Genomic DNA, 15,650 nt, shown 5'->3' on the forward strand with positions numbered 1-15,650 from the left:
GGAGTTTCTCTGCATGGCACTGATGCCGGGTTTACAAATCAATGTTGGCCAACAGCTCAAGCTAACACCACAGCTGCAGCAATCCATTAAAATCCTTCAATACTCTGCGCTTGAAGTTCAGCAGACGATTGAAGCGACGCTGGAAACCAACTATATGCTGGAGGTGGATGAAGACACACTTTCTGAAGATGATTTACTGGGCACAGAAGACAAGCCTGAAACGGAGTCCACAGACACCAGTAGCGATGAACAACCGTTAGATATCAATAATGACAACAACCTTTCTGAAGATTTGGAGATCGATTGCAACTGGGATGAAGTTTACAGTGATTTCAGCTCAGCAAAACCCACCACTTCAAGCGAAGAATTTGTCAGCGCGGAAAACTACACCTCGGAAGAAACCTCTCTTCACGACCACCTTTATTGGCAATCTGACATCTACCCTTGGAATGAACCAGAAGACGTCATCGCAGACTTTATCATCGACGACATTAATGATGAAGGCTACCTGAGCACTCCGCTTCCTGAGTTACTTGAGGCGATTCAAGCACAATACTCAGGCACTGAATTTACGCTTGAAATGCTGGAAAAGGTTCTGCAGGTTATTCAACAATTTGAACCGACCGGCGTTGGTGCGCGTGATGTACAGGAGTCTCTGCTTTTACAACTGGCAAATATGGCACAAACCCCCTATGTTGTGACCGCCAGACAGCTCATTAGAGAGCATTTCGACTGGCTGTCATTCCATGACCACAAACGTATTAAGAAAATGTACGGCCTTAACGATGATGAGCTCACACAACTGCTTAAACTCATCCAGTCGTTAAATCCGCGTCCCGGGCGTGATTTCTCTCCTGAAAGCTCAGAAATCATCATTCCAGATCTGCGCCTTAAACGCACCAAAGAAGGCTGGTTGGTTGAACTGAACAGCGATGCCTTTCCGCGCCTAAAGGTTAACAGCACCTACATTGATTTGACCAATAATTTGGATGACAGCGAGCAATCTAAAAAGATTAAAGAGCAGTTGCTCGAGGCCAAAGGGTTAATTAAAAGTATCCACAGCCGTGGTGAGACCCTGCTTAAAGTGGGCAGTTTCATTGTTGAACGACAGCAGGCGTTTTTTGAAGAAGGCGAACAAGCGATGCAACCGCTGGTGTTACGCGACGTTGCTGAACATCTTAATCTGCACGAATCGACCATTTCACGTGCCACCAACCAAAAATATATTCAAACCCCGCGTGGCACCTTTGAATTGAAATATTTCTTCTCATCCGGTGTCAGCCAATATGGCAGCGCTGATCAATCCGCTACCGCGATTAAAGCGCACATTAAGTCACTGATCGACCAGGAAGACCCTAAAAAACCGTTAAGTGACAGCAAATTAATGCAGCTTTTAGAAAGTGAAAAAGACATCAGTGTCGCGCGTCGCACCATTGCCAAGTACCGAGAAGCATTGGGAATTCCATCCTCAAGCGAACGCAAAAAACTTAATAAGTTCAAGCTCTAATCCCGAGTGTTTTACTTGGAAATAGAGTGAATTTTTCTTACTTTCACTCTATAATCTAGGGCATTCAATCAAGATTAATATTAACAACCAAACTGTTTAGTTTTAAGGGGTTCAGCCGAATGAATCGCATGAATGTAGAACAAATTCAACAAGCCGCTCAACAGCAGTGGGAACAACAAGCCGACTTCAAAGAATACATGTCGGCGGTCAACCCGCCAATGCCAAAGATCGATGTTGTTAGTTACGCGAGCAGCCTGCATGAACAGGGTGACACACGCATTATTCCTTTCGATCTGTCAAAACAGTTAGAGTGCAACTACCCTGCAACCTCTCCCAACCTGTTGGCCAATTTTATCCGTATTTGCGATGGTGATTCCATAAAGACCGCAGCCAAAGCCACCTCGCAAATGTTTTACGTGATTCGCGGCAACGGTAAAACGCAAACCAAATTCGGAACCATTGAATGGAAAACGGGTGACCTCTTTACCCTGCCTGCCGTTCCAGACGCTTTACACCATGCATCAAGTGACACGGCTATCTACTGGGTAACTGACACGCCATTGCTTAGCTATCTGGGTGTTCAACCTACCGAAGAACGTTTTACTCCGGTTCTTTACACCAAAGAACGCTTAGATAATGAGCTGGCAGAAGTTCGTAAAGAAGGCTTGGGGCGTAACCGTACCGGCGTTCTCCTTGCCAACCCAAACTTTCCATTAACGATGACGCTAACTCATACCCTATGGTCTCTCTATAACGCACTCCCGGCCGGCGTAAATCAAAAGCCACACCGCCACAACTCAATCGCTCTGGATTACTGCGTAGCCGCAGGACCAAATACCTATACACTGATAGGTAAAGAATTGGATGAAGACGGCAATATTGTGGATCCGATTAAAGCCATGTGGACCCCAGGCTCTGTTTTTATCACCCCTCCTGGCTGGTGGCACTCTCACCACAACGAGTCTGATGAAGACGCGATTGTATTGCCTATCCAAGATGCGGGGCTTATCATGAACATGCAAGTTCTGGATTTCCAATACGTACGTTAACCCAAACAACGTCAGGCAGGTTGCAAATGCAAAATACCGATTACACTATTGCTGTTATTGAAGACGATGCCATTCAACGTGAAACCTTAGTGACCGCTTTGGAACAGCAAGGTTTTCATGTCCAAGCTTTTGCCGACAGAGTATCGGCTGAAACTTATTTTGACCAAACTCTGCCTGATTTAGTCATTTCAGACATCATTTTGGGACAAGAGATGGACGGTGGGTTTGACCTTGCAAAGCACCTGCTTAGCTTTAATCAACCCATCCCGATTATCTTCCTCTCAGAAAGACAATCTGAATTTGACATCTATACCGGTCACGCATTAGGCGCCATCGACTATCTGCCCAAGCCAATCAGCCTCAATGTGCTGATCGTGAAGGTCAAAAACCTGCTTCGAATCACCACCCCTTCCAAAGACAATGCCGCAAACCATGAAAAATCGGCGATTGAGAATTTGGAAATTGAACCCAATCAGTTCAAAGCCTATTGGCACGGAAAGCAACTCGATCTGACCGCTACCGAATTTGAAATGCTAAAGCAGTTTGCTGTGGCAGGAGAAGGCGGTGTTGTCACTTACGACACCTTACAATCATCAACCCAAGGCGTGGTAGAACGCAACACCATCAACACCCATATCTGCCGAATTCGTAATGCTTTTAAAAAGATCACGCCAGACTTTAATTTGATTCACAACGAATATGGCCGAGGTTATAGCTGGGAAAACAAACAAGAAAATTAAAGCCTTAACTTTATTTTATCTTGCTACTTCTACCAGCTCCGCCACCCTGCTGATTCAAACAAGGGACATGCAATGCCCGATTTAGGCTTAAGACTCTCGATCAGGACACGCTTTTTTCTGCTCCTGCTGATTCTCACCATTCTGCCGTTCTTAGCCTACCGCTTTGCGATTGACCTACACCGCCTGCTGCTCAACAATCAAGCCATAGTTCAAAAACAGACCGTTGAAAACCTCGCATTGATTTTGCAAAATCGTACCGACTTATGGGCATTGCAGATTCAATCTGGCGACCCGACCCGCCTTTCACACCTTAATCTCAAAAACTCAGTACTTTGGATTGTCAATGAATCTGGACGCACTACCTATGTGGTTGGCAACCTGCCCTCTGGAGAAATGCACCTGCCAAACTCGGATGTTTTCACTGGCATTGGACGCACCTTGATTAAAACCCTAGCAACCTTCCTCCCCTACTCTCTGCCATACCCCTACCCGCAGAGCCAGACACCAGAACTGAGTTTAATTCGCGGAGCCTTGGGCGGAGCGACCATCCAGCAATATCGGATGGATGAGAACCAGCAACCGATCTCTCTGATGTCGGCAACCCCACTGGTGTTCAAAAACAATATAATTGGCGGCTTGGTGCTTGAAGAGAAAATGGAAACGCTCTTCAGTGAAGACTTGAATTATTTCTACCGCTTGATCGGGATCGGCGCCATGATTTTCTTGATTGTAACGATTGGCGCCATTGTCCATACCGCCTCTTTATCCAATAGAATCATAAGATTAGATAATGATGTTAAACGCACATTCAACCTTCAAGGTCGCTTAAAGTCGCTCGATTTTCCAGATCGAAAACAGCGCTATTACTATGATGAACTTTCCGATCTACGTCATCACATTCACGAAATGTTGAGCCAACTTTCGGCCTACGAACGCTACCTCAAACAACTGCCCAAAACCCTGCGCCATGAGTTGCACAACCCTCTTAACCGCTTAGCAATGGCGCTGACTCTACTTGAAGAGGAGACTCAACATACCCAGCTTCAATACGCGCAACATGCGGTACAACAGCTGCGGCAAATCATCGCTTCGCTCTCCGAAGCCAATAGCATTGAGGACAGCCTGAACCAGCATGAACCGGAGGCCTTTCCTATCGGCATCATGCTCACTCACTATCTGCAGAACAGTCAAACCCTGCACCCTGATTACCATTTACAATTTGATAACCGCATTCCCGACTCTATTCAGGTATTGGGTGACGGTTTTATGATCGAACAACTCATGGATAAACTGCTAAGCAATGCCAAAGATTTCAGCGACGGTAGAAAACCAATTGAAGTCTTCTGTGAAGTGTTCGGAAACCATGTCAAAATCAGCGTGCAGAACAGCGGCCCACCTCTGCCTGCCGGTCATGAAAAACAGATTTTTGACGGCATGACGTCGATACGAACCCTTAACCAGGATGAGCAAGCCCACTTAGGGTTAGGTCTGTATATTGTCCGCCTGATTACCGACTACCATCATGGAAATGTCAAAGCGGACAATGTCGTCATCGATCCAGTCAACAATATCTCTGGAGTGCGTATCACTGTCGAACTGCCAATCCTTTCTGGAAAAATAACCTGACATACTTAATCGATACAGCAGATTCTTAAACTTAAACGAGAAAAGAACAGGCCTGTTCCGTTTTTTGAACGCCTTATCAAGCGACGGCCTCATAGAGTGAGTCAAAAAGCATGGCAAAAGCACGAAATAAAAAAGCCGAGTTTTATCACTCGGCTTATTTTTAAATTGTTTCACTTTCTTAGAAAAGCTTAAGGAAGCTTAGGCGTTAAATCCTTAGCTTTGCGAATCCAAGGAGAGATTCCGAACTCGTCTTTAATCTGCTTTGCCTTTTGATCCGCCTCTTTGCGACTTGCGTAGCTACCGGTCAATAGCACATAGCGCTGATCATCGCCACGCTTCTGCATGACAATTTTAGTATCTGCCAATCCTTTGCGTTTGACCATATTCATCAAGGCCTGCTGATCCGCCATGCTCGCCAACTGTAAGATATAGTGTTGCGCCGGCTGATCCAATAGCCATTTAGCATCCGCACTAAGTGCAACATGTGGTTCTACTGTGACTTCCGGTTCAATCGGCTTTTTAACCTCTTCTACCAACTTGACCAGTGGCTGCTCAACACGTGGCGCTTCAACCTCAACTACTTCTGGCTCTGCTGGGGTTGCCACTTCGGCTTCCGGCTGTTGCATACCCTTGACAGTTTCCCCGTCGGAATCGCCATTAAGCAAGACTTCTGACTTCAAAGCTTCATCCGCCTTGCCATGCGTCAAATACTGGAGAATTTTTTCCAGCTTCTCATCAATACGTTTTTCAAGCTGTGAGGTATAAGCCTTTAATTTTTCATCTAAAATCGATTCAGTGACCACTTGATCAGCAGAACTTGCCACTGATGCGGAGTGGACCTCTGTTGCTGGCATGTTTTCAGCCGCCTTAACAGCAGATTCTGCCGCCACTTGACCTGAAGCTTGAATAGGAGACTGCTCCAATCGCGCTAACAGGCGTTTTTGCTGCTCCTGAATGGCACTTAACTGACCTTCCAGATCAAGAACACGCTGCTCAAGCTGAGTAAACGCTTCAGGCTGACCACCGGAAGCCAGATTCTTTTGCAGCTCATCCATCGATTGCTGCAACTTAAGCATTTCTTGTTTTGAGCTTTCGCGCACCTCAGCCACTTGCTGAAGTTCTTTATTGATCGTGGTGTAAGCAATATAGAGGACGCCCAGAATGGTAAACAGCAGGGTCAACAGAATGACCACACCAAAAAAGGAGGTTTTATTGGCATTCGGCTTATTGTTTTTATCGCCTGACTGAGGCGCAGATGACGTTGTCTTGGTTTTCTGTGGGGTTGGCATGACTTCCTCAGCGGCATTTAACCAATCTTTTAAAGAGTGTTCTTTTTCTTCACCGTTTCGATTGGCCGACATTTGTTGGGCCTGGGCCTCAATCGCCTTGAGCAGTTCGGCGCGTTCTTTTTCAAGATCTGAAATTGTTTGGGCCATAAATTAAGACAATATCCGGGGCAAAATTAAAAAATATTGTAAAATGCTTTTGCTTAAAAAGATACATCAGATAGAAAAGGATTCGTAAAAAATGCCCGATTTAGACAGTATCAGTTCCGCACTCTTACTCACCTTAGGATTGTTGGGCGCATCGATCCTTATTGTCGCTCTGCTTATGTGGTGGCTCTATCGTGTTTTCCATAATCGCGATGAAAACCAAGGACACGATTCGTAAATGCGTTTCGCCAAAATCTGAAATGGAACAGGCCTGGTCAAAAGCCTTACCCCACCCCTTCAACTAAATAAATTCGCCATCCACATACAGCCAGCGCCCTTGTGCATCTTTTCGGAAACGACTCTTTTCAACGAATTTAAAACGCTGCAAACCGGCCTGGTATTCAGCACAAAAAGTCACCCACCCTTTCTGATCCCTGACACGACCTTTTTTCTTTTCAAGAATCGTGAGTTTTTGCCAGCTCATGGCAGGATCAAACGCCACATCTTGTGGGCGGGTCTCAGGTGCCCAAGTTTGTAACAGATAGCCTTGCAACTGCAGAACAAATGCACTGTAACGGGAACGCATTAACTGCTCGGCCGTTTGTGCAAATTCGACACCTTGATGCAAAGGCTGACAACACAAGCTATAGGGCTTGCCTGAACCGCAGGGACAGGTCTGTTCAGTTTTTCGAGTCGTCTGCTCTGTCACTGAAAGCCTCCTGATTCACTCATACGCACGCGATATTGCTGCTTTAGACGCCATAGCAATAAGATGGCTGCAAGACTTAACCCAAGCACAATCCCCAACCAAAAACCGGCAACCCCCATCGGAGCTTCAGTAAACCAGTCGGTATAAGCCAATGCATAACCACCCGCCAAACCAAACATCCAGTAACTGATAAAGGTCACCACCATAGTGACTCGAGTATCATGAAAGCCTCGTAAAGCACCTGCTGCCGCGACTTGAACTGCATCAAACACCTGGTAATAAGCGGCAAATACCAAGAGTGCCGATGCCAATACCAAGACTTCGGAATCACGGCTATAAAGCGCCACGATGTAATCACGTAACAGAAAGGTGAAAACAGACAGGCCTGCTCCAATTGACAGCGCGATACCGAGTCCTACATACAAGCTTAATTTGACGGCAGCGGCGTCTTGAGCTCCGTAACCACGACTGACCCGAACCGTAATGGCCATCGCCAAACTCAGCGGTAACATAAAAGCCAAAGAGGTAAAACTAATCGCGATCTGATGGCCCGCGATCACCACCGAACCCAATTGAGCGATAAACAGGGCAATAAAACTGAACAGACTGACCTCAAAAAGCAACGCTAAGGAGTTTGGAAAACCGATATGCAAAATATCTGCCATACCCCCATGCCATTGCGGCCATCCCAAACGAGATAGCGCAACAAACGGTCGACTAAGCGGAGAGCGATAGACATACAGCAACCCTAAAACAAACATTAACCACATGACCAGCGCACTGGCCACCCCGCAACCAGCGGCCCCTAATGGCTCAACCCACCCCTCAAAGCCATAGATAAACAGCGCATTTAAAGGCACATTCACCATCAAAGCCACAAAGCTGATCCACATGGTTGGCAAGGTTGTGCCCAACCCCTCCCAGAAAAAACGCAACACCTGATAAAAAGCCACGCCCGGCAAGCCCCAGGCAATATAAAAGAGGTAATCTTCGGTTAATTGATAGACTTGCGGTGACAGCTCCAATTGAACCAGCAAATATTGCAGGTTCATCAGCAAGACCATGGAAAACACGCCTAAAGGCAGTGCTAGCCACATTCCTTGATTCAAATAAAGAGGAAGCTTATCCAGCTGTTTGGCCGCATATTGTTTTGACACGAGAGGGGTCAAGGCCAACAGAATGCCGGTTCCGAAAATAAAGACCGGCAACATAATATTGGAACCGAGGCCGATCGCGGCGAGATCATCCGTACCGACCCAACCGGACATAATTGTATCGATGACGCCCAGAGCTGTCAGCGCCAACTGAGCCAAGAAGATCGGCAGCGCCAACCGAAACAGCTGCCGGATTTCATGGCGTGCAACAGCGGCAGAAGTCATGACCGCTCTGAATCGACCGAAACAGAGCTAGAGGGTTTTTGACTGTCTTCGGAGTTATCTAAGGTGCTATCAGCACTTTGCCGCTGGGCGCCTCCCACTCGACGTGTCACTGAAGAGCGTTTGGAGTCTGGAACATCAGCCTGATCCAAATTTTCCCAATAACGCTCGCCATAAGTCTCCTCCAGCGCTTTATGATTTTCGTCCAACTGGGCATCATGCTCAGACTCTGCTGGAACAATGGCTTGAGGAAGAAACACCACCACGAGCAGTTTCAACAGCCAGTACAGGGTCGCATACACCACGACGGCGAGCATCAAAACCAGTGGCAACCCCAACAGCAAATCAACCAATAAGGCTTCACCACTGAATAACTTGCTCCAAAGGGCCTTCTCGATAAACGCAAAATAGAGCCAAGCGGCTACAGCTAGCCACGATATCACCATCAAATAGCGATTTAAACGGGGGTGAACATGGCTATTTTTAAACAGACACAACATATATAAAAAACTTTAACAAATTGAAAAAACGGGATTTCACCTTTAATGCAGGCAAGATGACAACCGCACCGGCTCTCTCAGCCCTTTACCGCCTTATGCATAAACAGCCACTGCAAAGCGATAATCGTGCTGGCCACATTAAATTGCCCGGCCTGCAGTTTGCGGCTCGCTTCATCAAACGGCAATGGCACGATTTTAATATCTTCACCATCTTCATCCAGCCCCGCATAATCAGGTAAATCTTCGGCATTCACTTCAGCAGCAAACAAATGCAAAATTTCATCACTGCCACCTGGACTGGGATAAAACTGACAGACATATTCCAAAGAGAGCGCTTCTACACCGGCCTCTTCTTTCGCTTCGCGATGAGCGGCCTCTTCAGCGGTTTCACCAGCATCAATCATTCCCGCCACCGGTTCAAGCAACCAGGCCTGTTCAGTTTTGCCGGAATCGAGAGCATGGCGCAAGGCACCCGCTCGACACTGCTCGACCAACACCACAATCTGTTTTTGGAGATCATAAAGCAACACCACCACAGCCTGACCACGACCAAAAAGCTCGCGCTGAATTGAATGTGACCAGCCTCCTTGATACAGGGTGTGCTTAAAATCAAGCAGTTCTATCTTAAAAAAGCCATCATATCCGCTTTCTATGTGATTGATTTTAATGTCTTTGCAACTGCCAGTACTGCCCATAAAGCTCCTTAAAACAAGGTGTCCATCGCATTTCATTTCAAATCTATTGAACTTCAATCATCGGAACCCGCTTAGTGACTCCACAGAGCAGTTCATAACCGATGGTACCGGCAAATTTAGCGACCTCATCAACACTGAGAAGATCCGTTCCCCATAAAATCGCCTCATCACCAATAGCAACCTGATCCGCCAGATCGGTTAAATCGACGCAGACCATATCCATAGAAACGCGACCAATCAGAGGAACGCGTTGGCCACCCACTACCACTGGCGTGCCGCTCGGAGCGTGCCTAGGATAACCGTCTCCATAGCCGATGGCGACCACCCCAACAAAAGTGTCTCTTTGTGCCTGCCAGGTATTGCCGTAGCCGACATACTCGCCCTGTTTGACCCACTTTAAAGAGGTGATTTCCGATGCCAACTTCATCACCGGTTTTAAATCGGCCTTACAACTTGGACAGTGACCGGCTCCGTACAACATAATCCCTGGACGCACCCAGTCGTAATGCGTTTCTGGATAAAGTTGCAGAGCGGCTGAATTCGCCAGGCTGGCTGGAAAAGAGTGTGCCTTCACTATTGGGTCAAAGCACCCGATCTGCTGTTGGGTAAAGGCATCGGATTCATCCGCTGACGCTAAATGCGACATCACATGTATTTGCAAGGCTTTATCGCTACTTTGCAAACGGTTTATAACCTGGGGAACAACTTCCGGGTCAAAGCCAAGACGATGCATACCGCTATCGACTTTAATCCAAACATTCAATGGTCCGGTATAAGGTGACTCCAGCAGCCAGTTCAATTGAAGTTCCGAGTGCACTACCAGATCAAGACGATGCTGATAAACAAGAGGAATTTCCGCTTCGGAAAAAAGTCCTTCCAGTAGAAGGATACGATGCAAAAACCCCTTTTGACGAAGGACAATAGCCTCATCAATACACGCCACACCGAAACCGTCGGCGCAATTCAGCTGGTGTGCCACACGATTGATCCCATGCCCATATCCATTCGCCTTAATCACCGCTAACACCTTACTTTTCGGCGCCAACCTTTTGACTTCCTGCAAATTATGGCGTAGTGCTGGCAAGTGGATAAAGGCTTTGGCAGGTCGGTACATGGATTTTCTCATAAGAAACTTAGTAGTGCGCTTCTTCAGGTGCATAAGCAGCATGGTTTTCAAAACGAGTGTATTCACCGATAAAGGTCAAACGTACCGTCCCTAAAGCCCCGTTACGATGTTTACCAAGTATGATTTCAGCAATCCCTTTATCTTCACTTTCCTTGTTATACACCTCATCACGATAGATAAAGATGATCAAGTCCGCATCCTGCTCAATCGCTCCGGACTCACGCAAATCGGACATGACAGGACGTTTATTCGGACGCTGCTCCAAACTACGGTTAAGCTGAGACAAAGCAATAACAGGGATTTCCAACTCTTTAGCCAAAGCCTTAAGCCCTCGGGAAATTTCTGAAATTTCATTAACCCGGTTTTCGGCTCCGGCAGAACCGCGCATAAGTTGAAGATAATCGACCACAATCAGTCCGAGCCCCGTCACTTTGGAGTCTGGATCTTCCACTCCAGCCTGAATCGCCTCCTTACGTTGCAGGTCACGAATATCTTTATCGATACGTCGCGCACGCGCACGAAGCTCGGTGATCATCAATGCTGGCGTGTCATCAATATAAACCTTGGCTTGAGAAAGAATATTGATGGCTTTATTAAGCTTTGGCCAATCTTCTTGCTGAAGCTTACCGGTACGCATCCGTCCAGCATCAATCCGTCCGATCGAACTGATCATACGCATAGCCAGTGCTTCACCCGGCATCTCCATACTGAAAACGGCTACGGGAGTATTGTTCTTAGTCGCAATATTCTCGGCCATATTCATCGAAAAGGTGGTTTTCCCCATCGACGGACGTCCAGCAACAATGATCAAATCGCCACGTTGCAAGCCGGAAGTAATTTCATCGAATTCAGTCAGGTGTGTCGCTTCACCGGTAATCGTACCCTCGGTATTAAAAAGCTCGTCGATTTTATTGATGGCCGCTTCAAGCAACACATCCATAGTTTTATACTGGCGCTCTTTGCCCTCACCATGTTCCGCAATGGACATGATTTTGGATTCAGCAATATCCAATACTTCACGGATATCCTTTCCTTGTGGAAAATAGGCGGTTTCCACCACCTCGTTTCCGGCTTGAATCAGGCTGCGTAAAATGGATTTGTCACGGACAATTTTAGCGTAATACAGAATATTGGCTGAACCTGGGGTGTTCTTAACCAAATCGGCCAAATACGCCTTGTCACCAGCTTGCTCAAGCTGACCCACCGACGCCAAATGCTCGACAACGGTCACCAGATCAAAAGGCCTGTTATTACGACTCAACTCAACGATACTAGAAAAGATCGAGCGGTGTTGCTGGGTATAAAAATCGCTTTCATTAATGATGACAATCACATCTTCGAGAGCGTCATTCGAGAGCATTAAGCCCCCCAACACCGATTGCTCAGCCTCAATGGAGTGCGGAGGAACTTTAAATAAAGTTTCTACATTTTTTTCTGACATAGAGCTCTTTTGTGATGGGCGTTCAGCTAGGTTCATATAAAGCGTAATAAAGTGACATGATAGAGCAAATTATTATAACGAAATGTAAAACGGTTGTGACTTGAAGTACACAGAGAATCCAAGTTACCTCAGGAACAAAAAAAGCGACGCACCCCTAAATGGAATACGCCGCTTTTGTAAAAGTTAAACGCTTAAGAAATTATTCTTGAGTCGCTTTAACTTCAACAGTAATTGAAGCTACTACATCAGTATGCAACTGAACGTCGATCTCGTAAGTACCTACGAAACGTAGCGCGCCTTCTGGCATACGTACATTACGACGCTCGACTTCAAAGCCAGCTGCAGCCAGTGCATCAGCGATATCTTGTGTTCCAACAGAACCAAACAATTTACCTTCATCACCCGCAACAGATTCAATCGTAATGACCTGACCGTTCAAGTTCTCATAGATACCCTGTGCAACTGCCAATTGTGCAGCCGCCGCTTTTTCAAGCTCAGCGCGCATTGCTTCAAACTCAGCAATATTTTCTTTTGTAGCTGGCTTTGCTTTACCTTGTGGAATCAAGTAGTTACGTGCATAACCTGCTTTCACTGAAACCTGATCACCCAATGTTCCTAAGTTTTGTACTTTTTCAAGCAGAATAACATTCATAGCTTAAACCTCTTGTTTATTCTTGCGACCATCGGTCTCTAAAGTTAGCCCATGCGTCCAACAGACCAATCGTCGCCAGTATCAGCATTGCTTGAGGAAACAGAAATAACATTACATAAAGTGTCACAAGCCATGCTTTATGAAGCTGCTTAATTGCTACAGTCTGGTGCGCAATCGCCAATCCCTGAAACATCAGTCCGGCTACCAATACGCCGGAAAGATCGTAAACAATTCCGGATTCTGTACCGGCTAGTAAACCAGCTATAGCCAATATAATCGCGACATAAGCAGTCGACTTAGGCAATGCCATCTGATAAAAATCAGTCTGGAACTGTCCCGGATGGAATAAAGCTCCCTGCCACCAGCGCGCAATAACCACAATGGAAAACCAAAGTATGACTGCAAACATGGCGAGTAACATGGTGACCATTTTCACCAGTGCTTCAACACCTTCCGCCTGATACTCCACGCCGGAGTTCTCAAGCAAAGGTTTGACCTGTTCATTAAACAGGTGCATCCACCACTCCGCTGGATTAGGTACGGCCAAATGTAATAACACCACACCCAATCCCGCGATCATCATCGCTGTCTGTAACGACAGGGCCAATGAATTAGTATTTCTCAATACCACAGACATCAGCCATACTGGCACCATGTATTCAATAACCGCAATGATCGCTGGCAGATAACTGCCGCTCAACATCATGGTTAGACCGACTTGCGCCAGCACACTCCATACAAGCACTTTCAAGCCTTCGGCTACACCTACTCTTAGGGTAACCAGGCCGATTACCGCTCCGACAACTAAGCCAAAAGGGGCAATCCATACACTTAATGCCGAAAACAGAACCGCGGCTATCAGAGCCTGCATCGGCCCTTTTAGAACATAATTCGCGATTCCCAGCATCGTTCTGTTAATTCTGAATCTTCAAAAATTATTTGTGTTGATCAGTATAAGGCAACAACGCGATGTAACGTGCACGCTTGATCGCAGTTGCCAATTGGCGCTGGTACTTAGCACTTGTTCCCGTAATACGGCTAGGAACGATCTTGCCAGTCTCAGTGATATATGATTTCAAAGTATCCAAATCTTTGTAATCAATCTCTTTAACGCCTTCTACTGTAAAACGACAGAATTTTTTTCTACCAAATCCTCTAGCCATCTCTTACTCCTTAGACTCTTTTTTACCAACCATAACAGAAGGCTCAGTGATTGCTTCTTTACGCTTGATAAACATGCTACGAAGAACCGCATCGTTGTAGTAAAAAGCATTATCCAACTCATCAAGAGCTTCTTGATTACATTCGATATTCATCAGGATATAGTGTGCCTTGTGTACCTTGTTGATGAGGTAAGCAAGTTGACGACGACCCCAGTCTTCTAGACGGTGGATTTGACCACCAGACTGCTCGATGATCGCGCGATAACGTTCTAGCATTGCAGGAACCTGCTCAGATTGATCAGGGTGCACTAGAAACACGACTTCATAATGACGCATTCATATTCTCCTTATGGATGTTTAAACAGTCTCCCAAAACATTTCATGCCTGGTGAGACAAGGAAATTCAAACACTTAGTCTGAAAGGCGCGAATTATAACCGAATAACAGTTCCAATTCAAACTGTTATATCTCCTTGGTAGCACTTGTATTTCAAACCAGTCTGAGTAACAAGCAAATGCTTAAGCCAGGCTTTGATTAATAGCCTGCAAAACACATTTGGGGCTTTCAGCCTGAGTAATAGGGCGCCCCACCACCAAATAACTGGAGCCGGCTTTAATCGCCTCTTGCGGTGTCATAATACGTTTTTGATCATTAACAGCGGCCCCTTCAGGGCGAATACCAGGCGTGACTAAATAAAAGTCTTTACCCACCTCTTGACGCAGCTCACTTGCTTCCTGAGCAGAACACACAACCCCATCCATACCGGAAGACGCTGCCAACTTAGCCAGCCTTATCACATTCTCTTTTGGCGAGCCAGACAAACCCACTTCCTGCAGATCCCCCTGCTCCATACTGGTTAACACGGTCACTGCAATCAGAATCGGTTTTCTTGGCATATCCAATTCTTTCAATGCCTGCTTAGCTGCCTGCATCATTTTTCGGCCACCTAAAGCATGGACATTCACCATCCAAACCCCCATGCGAGCCGCCGCCTGAACGGCTTTTGCGACTGTGTTTGGAATATCGTGATACTTTAAGTCCAAAAAAACATCAAAACCCTTTTCGACCAAGGATTTGACAAATTCAGGCCCAGCTACTGCAAACAGCTCTTTCCCAACCTTCAAGCGACACTCAACAGGTTCTAGCTGAGACACAAACGACAAAGCCGCATCTGCATCCGCATAATCGAGAGCAACTAATACTTTTGGGTCAGGCATATTAATATTATTTTCCATTCATTCAACCTGCTTTATTCGGCATTCTCTTTTTTAATTAATAAGTTACGATTACCTTCCAATGTGGTTAACGAGCTTACATATTGTTTTTTTAACTCCACTACTTCATTGGCCTGCTTTTGAACCTGGCGTTTTTGACGCACGAGCTGCCATTTTAAACGGGTAACCTGCACCAACATAATCGAAGCACCAATTAGCATGCCTGCAATAAAGACAATCGCCATGACAACACTTAGCGCAACATTAAACTGCCACCAGAAAAGATCAATTTGAATCGGCTGGGGATTTAAGACCCCGAGTGTTACTCCCGCTACAAGAAACAGGGCAGTAAACAACAATGAAATGAGCTTCAACATAAGACACGTCTCAAAAGACAATAGAAGAAGAAAATTATAGAA

General features: G+C 46.2%; 18 protein-coding genes. 5 read left to right on the plus strand and 13 right to left on the minus strand.

The genetic code is table 11. The features are described 5' to 3' along the window. Nucleotides 1-13 precede the first annotated feature (13 nt). The 4 genes from QCB44_RS04955 (at nt 14) to QCB44_RS04970 (ending at nt 4,922) form a co-directional block, all read left to right on the plus strand. Nucleotides 14-1,507 (plus strand): RNA polymerase factor sigma-54, encoded by a 1,494-nt coding sequence (locus tag QCB44_RS04955; RefSeq protein ID WP_279408252.1) that lies wholly within the window; start codon nt 14-16, stop codon nt 1,505-1,507. A 128-nt stretch (nt 1,508-1,635) separates the two neighbouring features. Continuing rightward, nucleotides 1,636-2,556 carry a hypothetical protein gene (locus QCB44_RS04960; RefSeq protein WP_279408253.1) on the plus strand — a complete coding sequence of 307 codons (921 nt, stop codon included), beginning with the start codon at nt 1,636-1,638 and terminating at the stop codon, nt 2,554-2,556. 26 nt (nt 2,557-2,582) lie between these two features. Further along, on the plus strand, nt 2,583-3,296 hold the full coding sequence (locus QCB44_RS04965; protein ID WP_279408255.1) for a response regulator transcription factor: 714 nt from the start codon (nt 2,583-2,585) through the stop codon (nt 3,294-3,296). A gap of 72 nt (nt 3,297-3,368) precedes the next feature. Beyond that, on the plus strand, nt 3,369-4,922 hold the full coding sequence (locus QCB44_RS04970) for an ATP-binding protein (RefSeq protein WP_279408257.1): 1,554 nt from the start codon (nt 3,369-3,371) through the stop codon (nt 4,920-4,922). Nucleotides 4,923-5,110: 188 nt separating this feature from the next. Here QCB44_RS04970 and QCB44_RS04975 read toward each other — a convergent pair whose 3' ends face one another. Next, nucleotides 5,111-6,358 carry an SPOR domain-containing protein gene (locus tag QCB44_RS04975; protein ID WP_279408258.1) on the minus strand — a complete coding sequence of 416 codons (1,248 nt, stop codon included), beginning with the start codon at nt 6,356-6,358 and terminating at the stop codon, nt 5,111-5,113. 91 nt (nt 6,359-6,449) lie between these two features. Between QCB44_RS04975 and QCB44_RS04980 the strand changes: the two genes are divergently transcribed. Beyond that, nucleotides 6,450-6,593 carry a hypothetical protein gene (locus tag QCB44_RS04980; protein ID WP_279408260.1) on the plus strand — a complete coding sequence of 48 codons (144 nt, stop codon included), beginning with the start codon at nt 6,450-6,452 and terminating at the stop codon, nt 6,591-6,593. A 63-nt stretch (nt 6,594-6,656) separates the two neighbouring features. On the opposite strand, the gene QCB44_RS04985 is transcribed toward QCB44_RS04980, so the two are convergent. From QCB44_RS04985 to QCB44_RS05040, 12 genes are all read right to left on the minus strand, one after another. Next, on the minus strand, nt 6,657-7,064 hold the full coding sequence (locus QCB44_RS04985) for a YchJ family metal-binding protein (protein ID WP_279408261.1): 408 nt from the start codon (nt 7,062-7,064) through the stop codon (nt 6,657-6,659). Further along, nucleotides 7,061-8,443: an MATE family efflux transporter gene (locus tag QCB44_RS04990; protein WP_279408262.1), complete on the minus strand. Its 1,383-nt coding sequence runs from the start codon at nt 8,441-8,443 to the stop codon at nt 7,061-7,063. Before QCB44_RS04990 ends, QCB44_RS04985 begins: the two co-directional genes overlap by 4 nt. Continuing rightward, nucleotides 8,440-8,886: a hypothetical protein gene (locus QCB44_RS04995; RefSeq protein ID WP_279408263.1), complete on the minus strand. Its 447-nt coding sequence runs from the start codon at nt 8,884-8,886 to the stop codon at nt 8,440-8,442. The genes QCB44_RS04990 and QCB44_RS04995 overlap by 4 nt, the downstream gene beginning before the upstream one ends. A 131-nt stretch (nt 8,887-9,017) precedes the next feature. Next, a complete protein-coding gene (locus tag QCB44_RS05000; protein WP_279408264.1) occupies nt 9,018-9,635 on the minus strand; it encodes an NUDIX domain-containing protein in 618 nt (205 codons plus the stop codon). A 43-nt stretch (nt 9,636-9,678) separates the two neighbouring features. After that, nucleotides 9,679-10,761 (minus strand): alanine racemase, encoded by a 1,083-nt coding sequence (gene alr, locus QCB44_RS05005; RefSeq protein WP_279408265.1) that lies wholly within the window; start codon nt 10,759-10,761, stop codon nt 9,679-9,681. Between the two features lie 7 nt (nt 10,762-10,768). Continuing rightward, nucleotides 10,769-12,202, minus strand: a complete 1,434-nt coding sequence (dnaB, locus tag QCB44_RS05010) for a replicative DNA helicase (protein WP_279408266.1) — start codon at nt 12,200-12,202, stop codon at nt 10,769-10,771. 199 nt (nt 12,203-12,401) lie between these two features. After that, on the minus strand, nt 12,402-12,854 hold the full coding sequence (rplI, locus tag QCB44_RS05015; RefSeq protein ID WP_279408268.1) for a 50S ribosomal protein L9: 453 nt from the start codon (nt 12,852-12,854) through the stop codon (nt 12,402-12,404). A 16-nt stretch (nt 12,855-12,870) separates the two neighbouring features. After that, nucleotides 12,871-13,761 (minus strand): DUF2232 domain-containing protein, encoded by an 891-nt coding sequence (locus QCB44_RS05020; RefSeq protein WP_279408269.1) that lies wholly within the window; start codon nt 13,759-13,761, stop codon nt 12,871-12,873. 28 nt (nt 13,762-13,789) lie between these two features. Continuing rightward, a complete protein-coding gene (rpsR, locus tag QCB44_RS05025; protein ID WP_279408270.1) occupies nt 13,790-14,017 on the minus strand; it encodes a 30S ribosomal protein S18 in 228 nt (75 codons plus the stop codon). Nucleotides 14,018-14,020: 3 nt separating this feature from the next. Further along, nucleotides 14,021-14,353 (minus strand): 30S ribosomal protein S6, encoded by a 333-nt coding sequence (gene rpsF, locus QCB44_RS05030; protein ID WP_279408272.1) that lies wholly within the window; start codon nt 14,351-14,353, stop codon nt 14,021-14,023. A gap of 182 nt (nt 14,354-14,535) precedes the next feature. Then, nucleotides 14,536-15,252: an orotidine-5'-phosphate decarboxylase gene (gene pyrF / locus QCB44_RS05035; protein ID WP_279408274.1), complete on the minus strand. Its 717-nt coding sequence runs from the start codon at nt 15,250-15,252 to the stop codon at nt 14,536-14,538. Nucleotides 15,253-15,266: 14 nt separating this feature from the next. Beyond that, nucleotides 15,267-15,608, minus strand: coding sequence for a LapA family protein (locus tag QCB44_RS05040; RefSeq protein ID WP_279408276.1), 342 nt, complete (start codon nt 15,606-15,608; stop codon nt 15,267-15,269). Between the last annotated feature and the right edge of the window lie 42 nt (nt 15,609-15,650).

Source organism: Thiomicrorhabdus sp. zzn3 (assembly GCF_029767755.1).
In the GTDB taxonomy this organism is placed as follows: domain Bacteria; phylum Pseudomonadota; class Gammaproteobacteria; order Thiomicrospirales; family Thiomicrospiraceae; genus Thiomicrorhabdus.